This window comes from Deltaproteobacteria bacterium, assembly GCA_020848745.1.
Lineage (GTDB): Bacteria > Desulfobacterota > Binatia > UTPRO1 > UTPRO1 > UTPRO1.
Genome location: JADLHM010000050.1, coordinates 1 through 18,197 on the forward strand (window position 1 = coordinate 1; position 18,197 = coordinate 18,197).

The following is an 18,197-nucleotide window of genomic DNA, read 5'->3' on the forward strand; positions in this document are numbered from 1 at the left end:
CCGCTGACGGGTACGGCGGCTGCGCGTGACATGTCAGTGAAGCTCATCGAGGAGAACCCATGTCGAACATGACGTACGATGCCGTGATCTGCGGCGGCGGGAACAAGGCGCTGATGCTGGCGATGTATCTGACCAAGTTTGCCGGCATGAAGTGCGGCGTCTTCGAGCGGCGTCACGAGATTGGCGGCGGTCTGGCCACGGAAGAAATCGCGGCTCCTGGCTTTCGCGGCAACACCCACGCCAACCTCATGCTGCCGTGGTACTGGACGCCGCTGTACCGCGACTTTCCGGAGTTCTGGGATTACGGCGCCATGATCGATCAGTACCGCTGCAGCGACGGCGCGATCTTCCTGGATACGCAAAAATGCCTCGCGATCTACAGTCAGAAGGTCGATCCGTCACAGGAACGCACCGCGACGCAGATCGCCCGTTTCTCGCAGAAGGACGCGGATACCTGGCTCAAGCTCTGGCGCATGACCAACACGGAGGCGTTCCAGCGGGTCATGTACGACAACGTGCTGAATCCGGCCGAATGGCAGGCGCGGCCGGAGGTGATGGACCGTCAGATGGCCATCTTGTCCGTGCTGCACGAGGCCGGCATCGATCCCATGCCGTACCTGACCGCCTCTCCGATGGAGGCCGTACGCATGATGTTCGAGAGCCCGGAGCTGCAATACACCGTGCTGCGGTTCTTTCCCTCGTCGGTGATGAACGTGCGCGACGCGAGCAAGGGCGCGCTCCTCCTGGGCATGGTGAGCATGCTGCCCCAGATGTCGTTCGTCCGCGGCGGGACTCACATGGTTGCGCACGCCTGCCATCAGTGGCTGGTGCAACACGGCTGCGAGTTCCACCTCAACAAGACCGTCACCAAGGTGCTGCACGACGGCAAGCGTGCTTCCGGCATCGAGCTGCACGACGGCACGCAGGTGGATGCCGGCAAGCTGGTGATCACCGCCGGTCTCAGCGTGATGCAGCTGCTCGACATCGTCGGCCGCGAGGTGTTCGGGTCCGAGGTCTGCGACAAGGTCGACAAGCTCTCGTTCAACAATATCGGCAATATCATGTGGTACAGCTACGCTTTGCACGAAGCGCCGACGTACATCGCCGAAGCGTTCAATCCGGACATCCACGAAACCTTTTGGCTGGGATTGACGAATTCCGCCGATGTCGAGCACCTGGCCCGCGAGTGCGACGAAGCAACGCGGGGACAGATCCCGGCGATGAACGACTTCAATCCGGTGGTGTGGTGCCATAGTCTCGTCGACCCCTCCTACGCGCCGCCCGGCAAGCACGTGGCGCAGCACGAGATGCAGGGTCCGGGCGCGCTCGATCTGTCGCCCAGTGACTACCTGCATCTCAAGGACAAGCACGCAGCCGACATGATTGCCTTCTGGGGGAAGTTCGCGCCCAATATGACGTGGGACAACGTCATCGGCATCGACACCAACAGCCCGTTCGACGTCCGCCGTATGGCCAACCTGGCGCCGCACGGCAACTTCGCCGGTATCGACAAGTCGGCGTCGCAGGACGGCCCCAATCGGCCCACGCCGGAGCTGGCGAATCACCGCACCCCGATTCACAACCTGTATTGCACCGGAGGCTACTGGCATGTCGGCGGCGAAGCCAGCAGTGCGCAAGCGTACAACTGCTACAAGATCATCGCTTCGGACCTGAAGCTCGAGCAGCAGCCCTGGCAGCAGGCGGGCAACGAAGAGCCGGATGCTCTCCTGGAACAACAACGACTGCTGGTGGAGCGGGTCCGGAAGACGTTTCCGGTGCAAGGAGAGTCGTAGTCCGCGGGACTGGGAACCGTCGCGAGCCGCATCGTGCCCGCCCCGTTCGCGTCACCCGACGGGTGGCTGTAGCGACCGCTAACGGAGGAGGCCGGAGCGCTCGCCCAGAAGCCGTTCCGCGGCGGAACAGATCTCGTCCATCACCTCGGCTGCCGGCCTCACTCGGGCGATGGCCGCGGCGCCCTGACCGTACAGCACGGGCGTGGCCTCCGGCCTCGCCGCCGGCCCGAACACGCGGGCAGTCAGTTCCTGGCGGTTCGCCGCCACCTCTTCGTCGCGGCCGTCCCACTCCTCCGTGAACGCGTTGCGGCGCACACGCTCCGCAATCCCTTCCGGCCACGGCGCACCCCGCAGCACGTCGTATGCGCGTGTGTAGACGGTGTCCGTGCCATCGCTCTCGACGATCGCCTGCTTGTACGCGTTGCCAACCTCGACGGCTTCCGGCGTGGCCAGGAACGCCGTTCCCGCCCACGCGCCGTCGGCACCCGCGGCCAGCACCGCCGCCAGCGCGCGCCCGGAGCTGATCCCGCCCGCTGCCAGCACGGTCACGTCCGGGTACGCCTCGGTCACGGCCGCCAGCAGCGGCAGCAGATTCATCGTTCCGGTGTGCCCGCCGGCTTCATTGCCTTGCGCCACCAAGATATCGGCTCCGCCGTCAAGCGCCTCCCGCGCGCCGGCCGGCGTCTGGATCTGGCACATCACCACGGCGCCGGCCTCTTTTGCCCGCGCGATCGCCTGCGCGGGCGCGCCGAACGAAAGCGCGATCACCGGCGTCTTCGCGTCCAGGGTCGCCTGAAAGTGCCCCTCGAACATCGGCAGGAAGGCCGTGATGAAGCCAACCCCGAATGGCTGGTCCGTCGCGGAGCGGATCAGCTCTACCTGGCGAGTCACCCACTCCCGCCCCTGCGAGATGTGGACACCGCCAAAGCTGCCGAGGCCGCCCGCCTTCGACACGGCCGCGGCAAGCGTCCCGCCGCTATGCATCGCCATCGGCGCGCCCATGAGTGGATACCGCAGGCCGAAACGCTCCGTGAATCGGGTCTGGATCATCGTATGCCCTCTAGTAGATCGTCTGCGCGGCGACCAGCGTCTGGTAGCGCGCGTCGTCCATGCCGAGCAGGCGCTTGAACACGCGCTCGTTGTCCTGGCCGATGCGCGGGCCCGGCCGGACCGTGATCGCGCTCCGACTCGTCTTCACGTAGGCGCCGTAGATCGTCTCCTTGAAGCCGAGGGGGTGGACGACCTCGATGAAGGTGCCGCGCGCGCGCCAGTGCGGGTCGCGGAGCAGGTCGGCGACGTTCAGGACGGGTGTGGCGGCGACGCCCGCGGCTTGCAGTCGGCGGGCGAGCTCGTAGTCGTCTTGGTCGGCGGTCCAGGCGGCGAGCCGCGCGTGCAGATCGTCGAGCGCGGCGAGGCGGCCGGGGAGGGCCGCGAGCTCGGGTGCGGTCGCCCACGCCGGCCGCTCCATCGCGGCGACGAGCGCCTGCCACGCGTCGTCGTTCGTGACCGCGATCGCGATCCAGCGGTCCTCGCCGGCGCACGGGAAGACGCCGTGGGGCGCGGCGGCGGCGCGCGGGTGGCGATTCCCGAGGGCGCCCGCGGAGCGGCCGTTCAGCGCGTAGTCCATGAAGGCGGGGCCGACCATTTGCATGACGGCTTCCTGCTGCGAGTAGTCGACGTGCTGGCCCATGCCGGTGCGGTCGCGGTGGTGCAGCGCCGCCAGGATCGCGAAGGCGCCCATGATGCCGTTGTAGGGGTCGGAGAAGGCGTTCTCGACCGGGATCGGCGTGCCGTCGCCGTAGCCGACCAGGCTGTCGAGGCCGGTCGTGCTGGTGAGGCTCAAGCCGTAGGTGCGGATGTCCTTCAACGGACCGGTCAGCCCGGCGGCCGGCATCGAGAACATCACGAGGTCCGGCTTCACGGCGCGGAGCGCGTCCCAGCCGAGCCCGAGCCCGTCCATGACGCCGGGGCCGAAGTTCTCGATCACGACGTCGCACCGAGCGATCAGCTCCCTGGCGAGCGCGCGGCCCTCGGGGTGCTTGAGGTTCAGCGACACGCTGCCGTTGCCCGCCCAGCAGGCGTGGTTCGAGAGGCTGCGGTCGGGGTCGCGGATGCCCTCGCCGAAGGGCGGCAGCATGCGGGTCAGGTCGATGCGGGCGCGCGACTCGATCTTGAGGACGTCGGCGCCGAGGAAGCCGAGCGTCTGGCCGACGACGGGTCCGGCCCAGACCCAGCCGAAGTTCGCGACGCGGATCCCGGAGAGGGGGAGCTTCGAGTCGGACGTGTTCACGCGCGTCTCCTCAGATCACGCCGTCGCGGCGGAGTGCGTCGAGCGCGGCCCCGTCGAGGCCGAGCCGCTCGCCGTAGACCTCGGCGTTGTGCTGGCCGAGGAGCGGCGCCGGCCGCGTCGGGCCGCCCGGACTCGCCGGCAGCTTGAAGGGCGCGCCGAGGTCGCGGACGCGCCCGAGCGCCGGGTGATCGATCTCCGTCAGATAGCCGCGCGCCGCGAGGTGCGGGTGCTCCGCCGCTTCCGCGATCGTGAAGACGGCGGTCACGGGCACGCCCTCGGCCTGGCAGCGGTCCATGATCTCGCGCTTGCCGTGCTCCATCGTCCACTCGACGAGCAGCGGGTAGATCGCGTCGGCGTTCTGCGCGCGCTGGTACATGTCCTGAAAGATGTCGACGGTCATCCATTCGGGATTCCCCATCACGCGCGCGAGGCCGTTCCACTGTCCGGGCTCGAGCGCGAGCATCCAGACGTGGCCGTCCTTGCACGGCAGGATCGTCGCCGGCGCGCCGAGCGGCATGCCGACGCCGGTGCGGCGCTCGAACCTCCCGTCCTGGGCGCAGCCGCCGATGTTCTGGCCGCCGACGAAGGTCGCCGCGATCGCCTCCGCGCACGACACGTCGAGGTGCTGGCCGCCGCCGACGCGCACGCGGCCGTAGACGGCGGCGAGGCCCCAGGTGGCGGCCGTCACCGCGCCGTAGAAGTCCGCGGCGAACGTCCCGTGCTCGAGCGGCGCCTCGCCCGGGCGGCCGCAGTAGCGGCTGCTCGCGCCCGAGAGATGGAAGGCGTTCAGATCGGTGCCGAGCCAGTCGGAATAGGGTCCGGTCTGCCCGAACGGCGTGATCGAGATCAGGACGAGGCCCGGGTTCAGGGCGGCGAGGCTGGCGTGGTCGAGGCCCCAGGACGCCAGCGTGCCGGGCTTGTGGTTCTCGATCACCACGTCGACCTTCGCCGCGAGCGCGCGCGCGAGCTCGCCGCCGCGCGGGGTCGAGAGGTCGAGGGTAATGCCGCGCTTGTCGGTGTTCAGGAAGAAGTACGTTCCGCTCCTCTCCGGATGGGGCACGTCGCCCGGGAACGGACCCCACGTGCGGCTCGGGTCGCCGCGCGGCGGCTCGGCCTTCACGACGTCGGCGCCGTAGTCGGCGAAGAGCTTCGCGCAGTACGGCGCCGAGACGTACTCGCCGAGTTCGAGGACGGTGATGCCGTGGAGGGCGCCGGGCGGCATGGTCCGGACGCAGTAGTATGGAAGGAGCGCCCCGGCAAGGTCGGGTTCCCGGGCGTGGACGTTCGTGCCCCGCGATGTTCCGGCGCTCGCCTCCTACGGTTGCCAGGCGGGACCGGCGGCGGTCACCGACATGCTCTGTACGTTCGCGCGCAGGGGCGTCACGACGCCGCCGATGTCGATCGAGCCGCCGCTCGACGTCATGCCTTTCTGGAACGTGATCGACGTCGTTCCGTCGAGCGTGACGGTGTACGACGCGCCGTCGTCCACGACCGACGGCGTCAGCGCCGCGCCCGCGGCGTCACGCGCTTGCAGGACGGTGAGGATGTAGCTCTGCGCCGTGCCCGCCGTCGTGTCGACCTCGATCCGATACTGACTGTGCGGCGGCGATGGCCGCCGTGTCGAGATCCGAGCCGAAGAGCGCATCGAACGTGCCGAGCGCTCCGGTGACGGCCGTCGCGCTCACGGTCGACGCCGGGGCGTGGCCGAAGTCGGGAATGGGCGCTTTGCAGACCGCCGTCGCCCTGGCGGCCGTCGCCGCGGCGGCGCGGGCGCCGTGGCGACCCTACAGCAGGAGCCTATCGTGCGGGCCGCGATCGAACGAGCCGGCACCACGATATGGAACCTGGACTCGCTGGCGGCGCTCGGCTAGGTTTCCAGCGCCGACCTCGATTCCGCCCCCCGGGAGGACCTTCCATGCACCGGTCGTGGCGTCGCCGCGCCCTCGCCCTGCTCACGCTCGCCGCCGTGCTCGCGCCGGCGCTCGCCGTCGCCGCGCCGAAGGCGCTTCGCCAGGCCGGGCGCTGGCTCGTCGACGCGGACGGGCGGGCGGTGATCCTCCACGGCGTGAATCAAGTGAACAAGCTGCCGCCCTATCTGCCGTCCGCCATCGGCTTCGGCGCCGACGACATCGCGAAGATCGCCGCCGAAGGGTTCAACACGGTCCGTTTCGGGCTCGCACACCAGGGCCTGGCGCCGGCGCCGGGCGTGTACGACGCGGCCTACCTCGACGACATCGCGGCGACGGTGAGCCTCATGACGGCCGAGGGCATCTACGTGCTGCTCGACTTCCACCAGGATCTCTACGGCGAGCGCTACCAGGGCAACGGCATGGCGGACTGGGCGACGGTCGACAGCTCGCCGACCGATCCGACGCTGCTTCCGGCCTGCGACCATGGCTTTCCAGGCAACATCTTCTCGTGCCCCTTCCTGTGGGAGGCGTTCGACCGCTTCTTCGGCTTGAACGGCCGCGAGCTCGAGATCGGTCCGCGTGGCCGGACGCTGCAGGCGGAGTTCGCCGACGCGTGGCGCCAGGTGGCGGCGCGCTTCAAGGACGAGCCGCTGGTCTTTGGCTACAACCTCATGAACGAGCCGTACCCGGGAAGCTCGATCCCGCAGTGCCTGCGAGCGACCGGATGCCCGGGGAACGCCGACGCGCAGCTCACGGCGTTCTCGAACCTCGTCGCGGAGGCGATTCGCGAGGTCGATCCGGCGACGATCGTGTACTACGAGCCGTACGGGACGAACTTCAACGCCGGCTTCCCGACGCACCACGGCGACGTCGACGTCGACGGGGTCGGCTTCTCGTTCCACGTCTATGCGTGCCTGCCCGACGCGGGTCCGTCCGCGACCTGCGGCCCGCGCGAGCGTACCGTCTTCCTGAACGCCGACGCGCAGGCGGAGACCTTCGCGCACGCGCCGCTCGTCACCGAGTTCGGCGCGACGGACCAGCTCGAGACGATCGAGCGCATCGTGGCGGCCGCTGACGAGCACCGGATGGGTTGGCAGTACTGGGCGTGGTGGAATCGCGATCCCTGCTGCGAGTCCCCGGGCGATGGCGTCATCGACCACCCGATGAATCCGCCGACCTCGGAGCACCTGAAGGAAGACAAGCTCGACGTGCTGGTGCGTCCGTATCCACGCGCCGTCGCCGGCACGCCGCTCGACTGGTCGTTCGACCGCGTCACGCGCCGCTTCACGATGTCCTACGCAACGACGCCGGTGGACGGCGCGCTCGCCCCGGGTGCGGTGACCGAGGTGTGGATCCCGGGTCGCCACTTTCCCGGAGGCTACGACGTCGTAGGTCTGTCCGGCGCGCAGGTGGTTTCGATCGGCAACGCCGAGCGCCTCCAGCTCCTGGCGCTCCCCGGCGCGACGACGGTGTCGTTCTCGGTGGTGCCGGCCGGGTGCGGCCCGGTGCCGGCGCCGGGTTGCGCGCAGCAGCTCACGGCGGACCGCGGCGCGCTGGCGATGACCGACGCGACTCCCGACGCCAAGGACCGCCTCCGCTGGTCGTGGATCGACGGTGCGGCGGCGACGACGCCCGACTTCGGCAATCCGTCGGCGTCCACGGCCTATCGCCTCTGCGTCTGGGACGAGACCGCCGGCGTTCCGCGCCTCGTCGGCAGCCTCGGCGTGCCCGTCGGCGGCACGTGCGACGGCAAGCCATGTTGGCGCGCCACGAGCACGGGCTTCCGCTATCGCGATCCGGGCGCCGCGAGCGACGGCATCCGTCAGATCGTGCTGAAGGCCGGCGCCGCCGGCCGCAGCAACATCCAAGTCCGTGGGCAGGGAAGCGCGCTCGCGCTGCCGCCGCTCCCGTTCGCGCAAGCGTCGAAGGTCACCGTGCAGCTGCGCAACGACAGCTCGCCGTCCTGCTGGGAGGCCACGTACAGCGCGCCGGCGCGCCGCAACGAGGCCGATCAGTTCAAGGACCGGGGCGATTGAGGGCAGGATTCAGACGAGCGTGACCGGGGCGGGGACCTGGAATCGGGCGAAGTCGCGATCCTCCGTCACAATGGTGCGGATGCCATGCTCGCTCGACCTTCCGGGGTCGGTGGTTTCGGGCTCATGCCGCCGTGAGCGGGGGCGGCGCGGCGACTCGGGCTTCTCGCTCGGACGCGGCGTGTGCGGAGGCTCCCGAACGGCTACCGGCCGAAGGCGCTCACTGCACCACTCACGTCCGACGCGACGTAGACGTGCTTGCCCGCGGCGCTCACGGCGACGCCGTGCGCGCCGTCGAGGACCACGCCGTCGGCGCAGTCGCCGCCCGAGCCGGTCTCGCTCACGCATCCGTCGGTTCCGGGGAGCTGCGCCAGCGTTCCGGTCTTCTTGTTCCGGCGGAAGACGGCGACGGCGTCTCCGACCGACGAAGCGACGTAGAGATCCTTGCCGCTGCGGCTGACGGCGATCGATCGCGGGCCGTCGAGGCCGACGCCGTCGATGCACGCGCCGCCGGAGCCGGTCTCACTGACGCATCCGTCGGTTCCGGGGAGCTGCGTCAGGACGCCGGTCTTCTTGTTGCGGGCGAAGATCGCGACGGAGTCGCTCGCGACCGCGCCGACGTACGCGTGCTTGCCGTCGGCGCTGAGGGCGACGGCATCCGCGCCGCTCAGGGCTTCGCCGTCGGCGCAGGCGCCGCTCGTTCCGTCGTCACTCACGCATGCGGCGGATGCGGCCAGCTGCGTGAGCGCGCCGGTCGCCTTCGTCCGGGCGAAGACGGCGACGGCGCCGCTGTTGGCCGCCGCGACGTAGACGTGCTTGCCGTCGGCACTCACCGCGACGGAGTCGGCACCGTCGAGCGCGATGCCGTCGGCGCACGCGCCGCCGGTGCCGGTCTCGCTGATGCAACCGGCCGTGCCCGCGAGCTGGGTCAGCGCTCCGGTCTTCTTGTTGCGACCGAACACCGCGATGGAGTCGCCGAAGAACGACGCGACGTAGACGTGCTTGCCGTCGCGGCTCACGGCGACGGCGATCGGATCGTCGAGCGCGATCCCGTCGGCGCAGACGCCCCCCGTGCCCGTCTCGCTCACGCACCCGTCGATCCCTGCGAGCTGCGTCAGGCCGCCGGTCTTCTTGTCGCGCGCGAACACCGCGATCGCGTTGCTCTTGCAGGACGCGACGTAGACGTGCTTGCCGTCGGGCGACACGGCGAGCGCGCACGCGTTGCTGACGGCGACACCGTCGGTGCAACCGCCGGCACCGGTCTCGTTCACGCACCCGGCCGCTCCGGCGAGCTGCGTCAGCGCGCCGGTCGCCTTGTCGCGGGCGAAGGCGGTCACGCCTCCGCTCCCGAGGATCGACGCCACGACGTACGCGTGCTTGCTGTCGGGGCTCACGGTGACGCCGAGCGCACCCGCGAGCGCGACGCCGTTGCTGCAGCCGCCCACGGCGCCGGTCTCGCTCACGCAGCCGCGAAGAGCGAGCGGACCCAAGGGGGCGGCGGAGATCGCGGGGCTCAGTAGCAGGCCGAGCGTCCAGAGGATCGGCGTGCTCCACCGTAGGGCAGCAACGGCGTCTTTCGCCATGAGGGCACCTCCGGACGCACTATTGCGCCTCCTGCCGCCTCGACCGCAAGGGGGAAGGCCCTGCATTCCTCCCGGTGCGCGCCGACCCCGGCGAGGTGCCCCGGATGACCGCCTGGAATCCCCGCTACGGGCATGCGACCGGCGGGGGCGACTTCGACGCCGCCTGATACCGATCGACCTTGTCGTAGCGTTCCGACGTCGGCGGGTTGCCGCTCGTCTTCGGCGGTGCGTCCGCACACCAGGTCACACCCGAGCCGAGCGTCAGGCGCATCGCCACCCGACCCTGCGACGGCTCGTCCAGCGTGTAGCCCCACGCCGCACGGCCACCGCGCACATCGAGGCGGTTGTCCTTGACGGTGATCCTCGTGACGGCATCCGTGCGCTCGCCGCGGTAGGTGTAGCGGATCCCGCTCCCGGAGGTCCGGGCCTCCCAGCCCGAGAACGGTAGGACGACACTGAACGACTCGCCGCTGCCGTTGCTGTTGGAGACCGTGAGCGTCGCCCCTCCGAGGCCCGAGCCGCTGCCCGTCGGGTCGCCGGTGCTGCCGAGCGCGGGAGGTACGATCTGATTCGCGACCGGGTCCTTGCTGGTCGACGCTTTGAACGTGAACTTCCGCCGATCCGGGTCCGGTGGCGGCGTGCTGTCGTCCTGGAGCTTCATGGAGGTGGTCTGGATCAGCACCGGAGGCGCGGCAGTCGGCGTCGGTCCCGCGATCGTCGGCGTCGCGGTACGGGTGGGGGTAGGCGTTGCGGTCGCCGTGCGCGTGGGGGTCGCCGTGTGCGCCGGGGTCGGGGTGGCGGTCGGCGTGGGTGTCGCCCCGCCGGGCACGCTGTTCGGATTGGCCGGATCGCTGCCGGCGTCGAGCTCGGTACGGTCGCCGAACCCGTCCTCGTCGCGATCGACGCCCATACGGACACCCGAGGAGGGCGGCACACAGGTATAGAGCTGCTCCTGCCCGGGCGCGTCGTCGACCAGCCCGCGGAGCGTTGCCGCAGTGATCGGACTGTCGGCATCGCGATCGGTCTGGAACTGATTGCCGCCGACGTAGACCGCGCCACGTGCGATCCCGCCGACGACGCCCTTGGCGATGAGCTCGCAGTCGCCGGCGTCGTCGCGCGCGATCAGGAGATTGATCCGCGCGACGACGGTCGCGTCGTTGACGGTCGCTGCCGTCACCGAGACCTGCTGGCCGACGATCGGCGCGAGACCCGTATCGAAGGCCAGCATGAACGCTTCGACCTCGCGCCGGGACACGTCGTTGAGATTGAGGAACACGTCGGAGTTCACGAAGTCGAAGACGGTGGCCATGCTGCCGTCGTGCAGAAAGCCCGAGCCCCGCACTTGCGGGCCGAGAAAGCCGGTCGCCGGAATCCCCGGGACGCCGGCCGGCACCCCGAACATGCCCACCTTCTGGTAGAGATTCCGGAGGTGGGCGATCTTGAACTCCTGCGGCTCGCCCTCGATCGAGGATCGACCGTCGGTGCCGAGCGGCAGCGCGTGGCAGAAAGCGCAGGTGAACGCCCCGGCATCGGTGGGGGTGTTCTCGAAGAACTGGCGCCCGTTCGACTGTGCCGTCGTGAGGCTGTTGTCGAGCGCACGGATCGGGTTCGGAGGGTACCGCAGCGTCAGCGCGAAATCGGTGAAGGCCTGCATCTCCGCGGGGGCCAATTGATTGGCGCGGCCGAGCAGACCTTGGAATGCCGGGTTGAACGCCTTGAACGCGGCGTCCTCGTCGAGCGGATCGCCCCCGCTGCTCCCGCCGGTGCGATCTCCGCGCCAGTGCATCGGACCGGCGTCGGCCATGCCGCGCAGGCTCTGGGTGGTCATCGGTCCCTTGAGGGGATGAAATGGACCGCCGCTGCCGACACGGAACGGGTTCGGGTTGGGTTGGACGCTTCCTTGCGGATCGCCGAGATCCCACGCGAGGCCGTCCATATCGCCGAAGATGTGGCAGCTGGCGCACGCCGAGTCGCCGTGGCCGGAGAGCGTGCGCGCATCGTAGAGGAAGCGCCGGCCGTTACGCACCTCGGGCGGCGACGGGTCGTAGCGCAACGGCACCGTCGCCGCGACCACGCGCGATACCGGATTGTCGACGTTGACGACGATCGAGAGGGTGTGATCGAAGCGGTTCATCACGTAGAGCTGGTTGCGGGCTTCGTCGAGCGCGAGGCCGCTCGGACCGCCCCCGACCTCGATGTGGTCGGCGACGATGGTTCCGCTCTCGAGGCTCCCGGCATCGAGCACGGCCACGCGCCGTGAGCCGAACGCGGCAACATAGAGCGTGAGACCGTCGCTGGAGAACACCAGGTCGGTTGGAAAAGCGCGCGACTGCTCGGTCTCCGCGGGGGCGCCGGTCGGGACACTGTAGTCGATGTGCGGGTTCAGGTGGACCGGCGTCGCGTTCGTACCGTTCACGACCGTGATGCGGCTCTCGGCGATGTGACCCTGCACCCCCTGGTTCCCCTGCAGGAAGTTCTCGAAGCGCACCTCGTTCCGCGCATCGAGGTTGGTCACGAAGAGCCGCCCGTTCGTCGGCCGCACCGCCATGTTGAAGAGAATCGTGCCGACACCGACGACGTTGTTGGCGCCGCCGGCGAGCGCGGGCGGATTGGCGTTGGCGTCGATCGAGAAGACGTCCTGGTCGGGCAGCGAGAACGGAACGAACGGCGTCCAGTTCCGCGCGAGCTCGTCCTCCCACCGGTTGTTGGCGGGGTTGAAGGCCACGATCAAGCCGACCGCCGGCGGGCTCGGCGGCGCCATCGGGGGCGGTGGCGGGAGGCCGAAGTTGGCGGCGACCACCGGCTGCGGGATCGTGGTGGTGCGACTCCCGGAATGAAAGACCGCGGCGAACACCGTCGCGCCGTTGACGCTGCGCGCGAGCGCCCGGGGCGTGTCGCCGAAGAGCGTCACGATGCTGAGCGGCGTGCCGCCGAGCGGCGCGCCGAGCGCCTCGGCGGCGAAGGCCCACACGTCGGCGCGGCCGACGCCCTCGGTCGTGAGCTCTGGATCGCCGGGTCGGTTCTGACCACGATGCGCGCAGGTGATGAACGCCCGATCATCCGCGGCGCCGGCGAACAGGAGGTCGCGCGGCTCGTCGCCGACGAGGAGCGTGCGAATGACGCGGGAGCGGGTGACGTCGGCGGGTTCCAGCTCGACGATGCTGACGCTGTCGGAGAGGTGGTTCACTACCCAGGCTTCGGTGCGCCCGGTCGTCCCGTTGACGCGTGCGGCCACCGCCACCGGTTCGAGACCGACCGGGACCTCGGTCGCGAGCGTCAAGCTCGCGGTGCCGATGGTGTAGATCGCGAGACGATTGTCGGGGGTATTGACGGCGAAGAGCCTGGTCCCGTCCGGCGAAAGCGCCAACGGACGAACGTGCCCGCTCTCGAAGTTGACGAAGGATTGCGCGGCAGCGGCCGGAACGTGCACGACCAGTGCGATGGTGGCGACCACCGCCCAAACGACGACCGCGGGGGATAGGAGCACGGCACTCTCCTCGGGGACTCCGACGTAGCGACAAGCGGGGAGGTAGCAGAAGGCGGAAATGCGGCGCAACGAGAATCGGTGGCGGCGCCATCGACTGCCACCGGTGACGAGGGCCACGATGAGACGTCGCCGGCTCGTGCGCCGGCGACCGCCGATCCGGGGGCAGGAGATCAACCGGGGGATGGAGGCGCGACGTCGAGGGTCGTCATCATGCCGGCCTCGGCGTGCTCCAGGACGTGGCAGTGCATCATCCAGCGGCCGGCATCGAGCGGCACGAGGCCGACGTCGACGGTCTCCTTCGCGTGCACGAGCACGGTGTCGCGCCACCACGGCTCGTCGACCGGCGCGCCGTTGCGGGCGAGGACTTTGAAGAACATTCCGTGGGTGTGCATGGGATGGAGACGGAACGACGCGTTCACGAAGCGGAGGCGGGCGAAGCGGCCGAGGACGAGCGCGCTGCCGGGATGGTGGGCGTGGTCGGTCGCGGCCTCGCCGTTGAGGGTCCAGGCGACGCCGTAGGGGCCGCCGCGCTGCGCTTGCAGCTCGAATTGCAGCGTCGGCTCGTTCGGCACGGCCTTCCACGCGGGTACGTGGGCGCGGGCGGGGGACGGGAAGCTCGGCGTCGGGACGGGGTCGCCCTCGATCCGGATCCAGCCGAGGCTGTTCGGGCGACCTTGCACGAAGCCGTCGACGATCCGGAACTGCCGGCCCGCCGCGTCGGCGGGGATGGTGAGATCGAGGTCGAGGCGGTTTCCGGGCGCGAGCTCGAAGCCGGCCGGATCGACGGGCCGGGGAGTCGTCATGCCGTCGACGGCGATCACCCGGGCGTCGAGGCCGGAGAAATCCGGACGGAAGACGCGGCCGTTCGCCGTGTTGAGGAGACGGAGCCGGATGCGTTCGCCGGGGCGCACCACGAGGGTCTCGTTCACGCGGCCGTTCACCGTGACGACGTTGCCCCAGCGGCCGTCGTGCATGAGGTCGTGCCGCGTCACGAACGCGGGGTCGATGGCCCCGTCGCCGCCGAGCCGCCAGTCGTCCAGCACCCAGACGACGTCCTGCGAGAACGACGGTGGGTCGACCTCGTGGACCACGAAGACGCCGAAGAGCCCGCGCTCGACCTGCTCGGGCGAGCGCAGATGCGGGTGGAACCAGAAGGTGCCGGCGTCCTTCGGCACGAACTCGTAGTCGAAGGACGCGCCCGGCTCGACCGGGGGCTGCGTGAGACCCGGCACGCCGTCCATCGCGTGCGGCACGCGAACGCCGTGCCAGTGGACCGTCGTGGCCTCGGAGAGGCGGTTGGTGAAATGGATGCGGACGCGCTCGCCGACCGTGGCGTGCAGGATCGGGCCGGGAACCTGGCCGTCGTAGGCCCAGACCGCGAGCCGGCGGCCGTCGAGCATCGGGAGGATCGCCGGCGCGGCGACGAGATCGTAGCGGCGCACGCCGCCGCGCTCGGAGACCTCGGCCGGATAGGCGTCGCCGAACTCGGCGACGGCCGGGTCGACGGGCGGGCTCGGGCGGCACGCGCTCGCGAGCAGCGCGAGCAGGAGGAGCAGCGCCCCCGCTCTCACAGCTCGAGCGTCCGCAGGCGCAAGGCGTTCCCGATGACCGAGACCGAGCTCAGGCTCATCGCCGCCGCCGCGATCATCGGGCTCAGTACGAGGCCGAACACCGGGTAGAGCGCGCCCGCCGCGACGGGCACGCCGAGCGCGTTGTAGACGAAGGCGAGGAAGAGATTCTGTCGGATGTTCCGCATGACGCCGCGGGAGAGCCGGCGGGCCCGCACGATGCCGCGCAGGTCGCCGCGTACGAGCGTGACCCCCGCCGTCTCCATCGCGACGTCGGTGCCGGTGCCCATCGCGATACCGACGTGCGCGAGCGCGAGCGCCGGCGCGTCGTTGACGCCGTCGCCGGCCATCGCGACCGTGCGCCCTTCGGCCATGAGGCGCTCCACGATCGCGCGCTTCTGGTCGGGCAGCACCTCGGCCTCGAGGTCGCGGATTCCGAGGCGGTCGGCGACGACGGCGGCCGTCGCGCGGCTGTCGCCCGTCAGCATGACGAGGCGGACGCCGTCGGCGGCGAGCAGGCGGAGCGCCTCCGGCGTCGAGGCCTTGATGGGGTCGGTCACGCCGAGGAGCCCCGCGAGCGCGCCCTCGACCGCGATCAGCATGACGGTCTGACCGTCGCGCTGGAGCGCCGTGATGCGCTCCGCGGACGCGCCGAGGTCGACGCGGAGCTCGTCCATGAGCACGCGGTTGCCGAGGGCGACCCGACGGCCGTCGACCAGCCCGGTCACACCCTTGCCGGTCAGCGAGGCGAAGTCGACGACACCCGCCGGTCGCACGCCGCGCTCGGCGGCCCCGGCGACGATCGCCGCGGCGAGTGGATGCTCGCTCGCGCGCTCGAGGCTCGCCGCGAGCCGCAGCATCTCGGCGTCGCCTTCGACCGTCACGAGGCGCGGCTTCCCTTCCGTGAGGGTGCCGGTCTTGTCGACGACCAGGGTGTCCACCCGCTCCATCGTCTCGAGCGCCTCGCCGTTCCGGATCAGGACCCCGGCGTGCGCGCCGCGTCCGACGCCGACCATGATCGACATCGGCGTCGCGAGCCCGAGCGCGCACGGGCACGCGATGATCAGGACCGCGACCGCCGCCACGAGCGCGTGGGCGAGGCGCGGCTCGGGACCGACGAGGAACCAGAGCGCGAAGCTCGCCGCCGCGACCAGCCCGACCGCCGGGACGAACCAGGCCGACACGACGTCGGCGAGGCGTTGGATCGGGGCGTGGCTGCGTTGCGCTTCGCTCACCATCCGCACGATGTGGGCGAGAAGCGTGTCCTGCCCGACGCGCTCCGCGCGCATGACGAAGCCGCCGGTGCCGTTCACCGTCCCGCCCGTCACCTTGTCCCGGGGTCCCTTGGCGACCGGGATGGGCTCGCCCGTCACCATCGACTCGTCTACGGCGCTCGTGCCGTCGAGGACGATCCCGTCGACGGGCACGCGCTCGCCGGGCCGGACGCGCAGCCGGTCGCCGACCTCGATGTCGGCGAAGGCGACGTCGTGCTCGCTGCCGTCGGGGGCGAGACGGCGCGCCTGCTTGGGGGCGAGGTCGAGGAGCTCGCGGACGGCGCCGGCGGTCTGGCCGCGGGCGCGGAGCTCGAGCACCTGGCCGACCAGCACGAGCGTGGTGATGACGGCGGCCGCTTCGAAGTAGAGCGGCGTCCCGTGGCCGCCCGAGCTCGGCACGAGGTGCGGGAAGAGCGTCGCGAAGAGGCTGTAGCCGTACGCCGCGCCCGTGCCGATGGCGATGAGCGTGAACATGTTGAGGCGCCCCGTGCGGAGCGACGTCCAGCCGCGCGCGAAGAAGGGCGCGCCGCCCCATGCGACGACCGGCGTCGCGAGCGCGAGCTGGAGCCAGGCGAGGACCGACCAGGAGACGCGGTGCTGGAGCGGCATGCCCGGCAGCAGATCGGACATCGCGAGGAGAAAGAGCGGGGCGGTCAGCACCGCGCTCGCGACCAGGCGGCGTCGCATGTCGTCGAGCTCGGGGTTCGCCTCCTCGGGCGCGTGGAACGCGAAGGTCTTCGGCTCGAGGGCCATGCCGCAGATCGGGCAGCTGCCGGGCCCGAGCTGCACGACCTCGGGATGCATCGGACAGGTGTACTCGCGCGCGGCCTCGGCCGCCGAGGGCGGGGCCGCGGGGCGCGGCGCGAGCCAGCGCGCGGGATCGGCCTCGAACTTCGCGCGGCAGCCGGCGCTGCAGAAGTAGTAGGGCGTTCCCCGAAGCTCGGTGCGGTGCGGCGTCGCCTCGGGGTCGACCGACATGCCGCAGACGAGGTCGTGCGCGGTCTTCACGAGGAACGCACTATTCCACATCGGAGGCGGGCGCGCTTGCCACGGAAACTAGAACGTGTTCTACTTCCGCGGTCTCGAAATTCCGCCGCGTCCCGCGCCGCGGCGCCGCCGCGGCACCGCCGATCAGAAGGAGATCTCGTGGGCAGAAATCCGTTGCACACCAAGCTCTGCGACATGCTCGGGATCGACTTTCCGATCATCGCGTTCACCCACTGCAAGGACGTCGTGGCCGCCGTCGTCAACGCCGGCGGCTTCGCGGTCCTGGGCGAGGCGATGCACACGCCCGACGGCATCGCGTCCGACATCAGGTGGATCCGGAGCCGCGTCGGCGACAAGCCCTTCGGCATCGATCTCGTGCTGCCGGCTTCGGCGCCCGACGCTTCCACGCTGGAGCAACTTCTCGCCAAGATCCCCGACGAGCACAAGCGCTACGCCGCCTACATCAAGGAGAAGTACAACGTCCCCGACCCCAAGGGGCAACAGGCGTTGCATCAATGGGGCGGTCTGACGCACGAAATCGCGCGCAAGCAGCTCGACGTGATCCTCGACGAGCGCGTCCCGGTGTTCGTGTCCGGCCTCGGCAGCCCGGCGTTCATGCTGAAAGCGGCGCATGAGCGCGGCATGAAGGTGTTCGGCCTCATCGGGAAAGCGCGGCAGGCGAAGCGCGAGATCGAGGCCGGCGTGGACGTCATCATCGCGCAGGGCTACGACGCCGCCGGACACACGGGGCCGATCGGGACCTTTTCGATCGTTCCCGAGGTCGTGGCCATCGCGGGCGACACCCCGGTCGTCGCGGCGGGCGGCGTCACGACGGGACGGCACCTCGCGGCGTCGATATGCCTCGGCGCCGCGGGCGTCTGGACCGGGACCCTCTGGCTCGCGGCGCGGGAGTCCGACAACGACATGATCATCAAGGAGAAGCTCGTCGCGGCGACGGCCGACGACACGGTCTACTCGAAGAGCGTGTCGGGCTTCGCGATGCGCGTGCTCAAGTGCCCGTGGACGGAGGAATGGGCGAAGCCGGAGGCGCCGCGCGTCCTGAACTCGCCGTACCAGATGCTGCTGAGCTCCGACTACATCCAGGGGGCCAACGACCATCGGCGCGCCGATCTCATGTTCGAGGCCGCCGGGCAGGGCGTGAGCTTCATCGATTCGATGAAGCCGGCGAAGCAGATCGTCAACGACATGGTGGAGGAGGCGCTCTCGGTGTTCGAGGAGATCACCGGCGAGTCGGCCGGCGCCTGACCCGAG

11 protein-coding genes are annotated in these 18,197 nt (G+C 70.3%); 3 read left to right on the forward strand and 8 right to left on the reverse strand.

What is annotated here, in order from left to right; translation table 11 throughout:
• The first annotated feature begins 59 nt into the window (after nt 1–59).
• Entirely contained in the window at nt 60–1,793 is a 1,734-nt protein-coding gene (locus IT293_06585; GenBank protein MCC6764312.1) for an NAD(P)/FAD-dependent oxidoreductase, read from the forward strand.
• Between the two features lie 78 nt (nt 1,794–1,871).
• Here the strand turns inward: IT293_06585 and IT293_06590 are convergent, their stop codons facing one another.
• The 4 genes from IT293_06590 to IT293_06605 all read right to left on the reverse strand — a co-directional run bounded on the left by IT293_06590 (nt 1,872) and on the right by IT293_06605 (nt 5,728).
• Nucleotides 1,872–2,843, reverse strand: coding sequence for a nitronate monooxygenase (locus IT293_06590; GenBank protein MCC6764313.1), 972 nt, complete (start codon nt 2,841–2,843; stop codon nt 1,872–1,874).
• 10 nt (nt 2,844–2,853) lie between these two features.
• Nucleotides 2,854–4,083, reverse strand: coding sequence for a CoA transferase (locus IT293_06595; protein MCC6764314.1), 1,230 nt, complete (start codon nt 4,081–4,083; stop codon nt 2,854–2,856).
• A gap of 10 nt (nt 4,084–4,093) precedes the next feature.
• The gene (locus IT293_06600) at nt 4,094–5,305 is read right to left on the reverse strand and encodes a CoA transferase (protein MCC6764315.1); all 1,212 of its coding nucleotides are present in this window, start codon (nt 5,303–5,305) and stop codon (nt 4,094–4,096) included.
• 93 nt (nt 5,306–5,398) lie between these two features.
• On the reverse strand, nt 5,399–5,728 hold the full coding sequence (locus tag IT293_06605) for a hypothetical protein (GenBank protein ID MCC6764316.1): 330 nt from the start codon (nt 5,726–5,728) through the stop codon (nt 5,399–5,401).
• 270 nt (nt 5,729–5,998) lie between these two features.
• Between IT293_06605 and IT293_06610 the strand changes: the two genes are divergently transcribed.
• Nucleotides 5,999–8,029, forward strand: a complete 2,031-nt coding sequence (locus IT293_06610; protein MCC6764317.1) for a cellulase family glycosylhydrolase — start codon at nt 5,999–6,001, stop codon at nt 8,027–8,029.
• 200 nt (nt 8,030–8,229) lie between these two features.
• On the opposite strand, the gene IT293_06615 is transcribed toward IT293_06610, so the two are convergent.
• From IT293_06615 to IT293_06630, 4 genes are all read right to left on the reverse strand, one after another.
• Nucleotides 8,230–9,609, reverse strand: a complete 1,380-nt coding sequence (locus IT293_06615; GenBank protein MCC6764318.1) for a beta-propeller fold lactonase family protein — start codon at nt 9,607–9,609, stop codon at nt 8,230–8,232.
• Nucleotides 9,610–9,733: 124 nt separating this feature from the next.
• Nucleotides 9,734–13,096 (reverse strand): hypothetical protein, encoded by a 3,363-nt coding sequence (locus tag IT293_06620; protein ID MCC6764319.1) that lies wholly within the window; start codon nt 13,094–13,096, stop codon nt 9,734–9,736.
• A 170-nt stretch (nt 13,097–13,266) separates the two neighbouring features.
• Nucleotides 13,267–14,667, reverse strand: a complete 1,401-nt coding sequence (locus tag IT293_06625; protein ID MCC6764320.1) for a multicopper oxidase family protein — start codon at nt 14,665–14,667, stop codon at nt 13,267–13,269.
• Entirely contained in the window at nt 14,664–16,916 is a 2,253-nt protein-coding gene (locus IT293_06630; GenBank protein ID MCC6764321.1) for a heavy metal translocating P-type ATPase, read from the reverse strand. Before IT293_06630 ends, IT293_06625 begins: the two co-directional genes overlap by 4 nt.
• A 168-nt stretch (nt 16,917–17,084) precedes the next feature.
• Between IT293_06630 and IT293_06635 the strand changes: the two genes are divergently transcribed.
• A complete protein-coding gene (locus tag IT293_06635; protein MCC6764322.1) occupies nt 17,085–18,191 on the forward strand; it encodes a nitronate monooxygenase in 1,107 nt (368 codons plus the stop codon).
• The last annotated feature ends 6 nt before the right edge of the window (nt 18,192–18,197 follow it).

Bases quoted from the DNA above. Each gene is read 5' to 3' on its own strand.
- IT293_06610 (MCC6764317.1), top strand. From the start codon at position 5,999: ATGCACCGGTCGTGGCGTCGCCGCGCCCTCGCCCTGCTCACGCTCGCC.
- IT293_06590 (MCC6764313.1), bottom strand. From the start codon at position 2,843: ATGATCCAGACCCGATTCACGGAGCGTTTCGGCCTGCGGTATCCACTC.
- IT293_06585 (MCC6764312.1), top strand. From the start codon at position 60: ATGTCGAACATGACGTACGATGCCGTGATCTGCGGCGGCGGGAACAAG.
- IT293_06605 (MCC6764316.1), bottom strand. From the start codon at position 5,728: ATGCGCTCTTCGGCTCGGATCTCGACACGGCGGCCATCGCCGCCGCAC.
- IT293_06615 (MCC6764318.1), bottom strand. From the start codon at position 9,609: ATGGCGAAAGACGCCGTTGCTGCCCTACGGTGGAGCACGCCGATCCTC.
- IT293_06630 (MCC6764321.1), bottom strand. From the start codon at position 16,916: ATGTCGGTCGACCCCGAGGCGACGCCGCACCGCACCGAGCTTCGGGGA.
- IT293_06600 (MCC6764315.1), bottom strand. From the start codon at position 5,305: ATGCCGCCCGGCGCCCTCCACGGCATCACCGTCCTCGAACTCGGCGAG.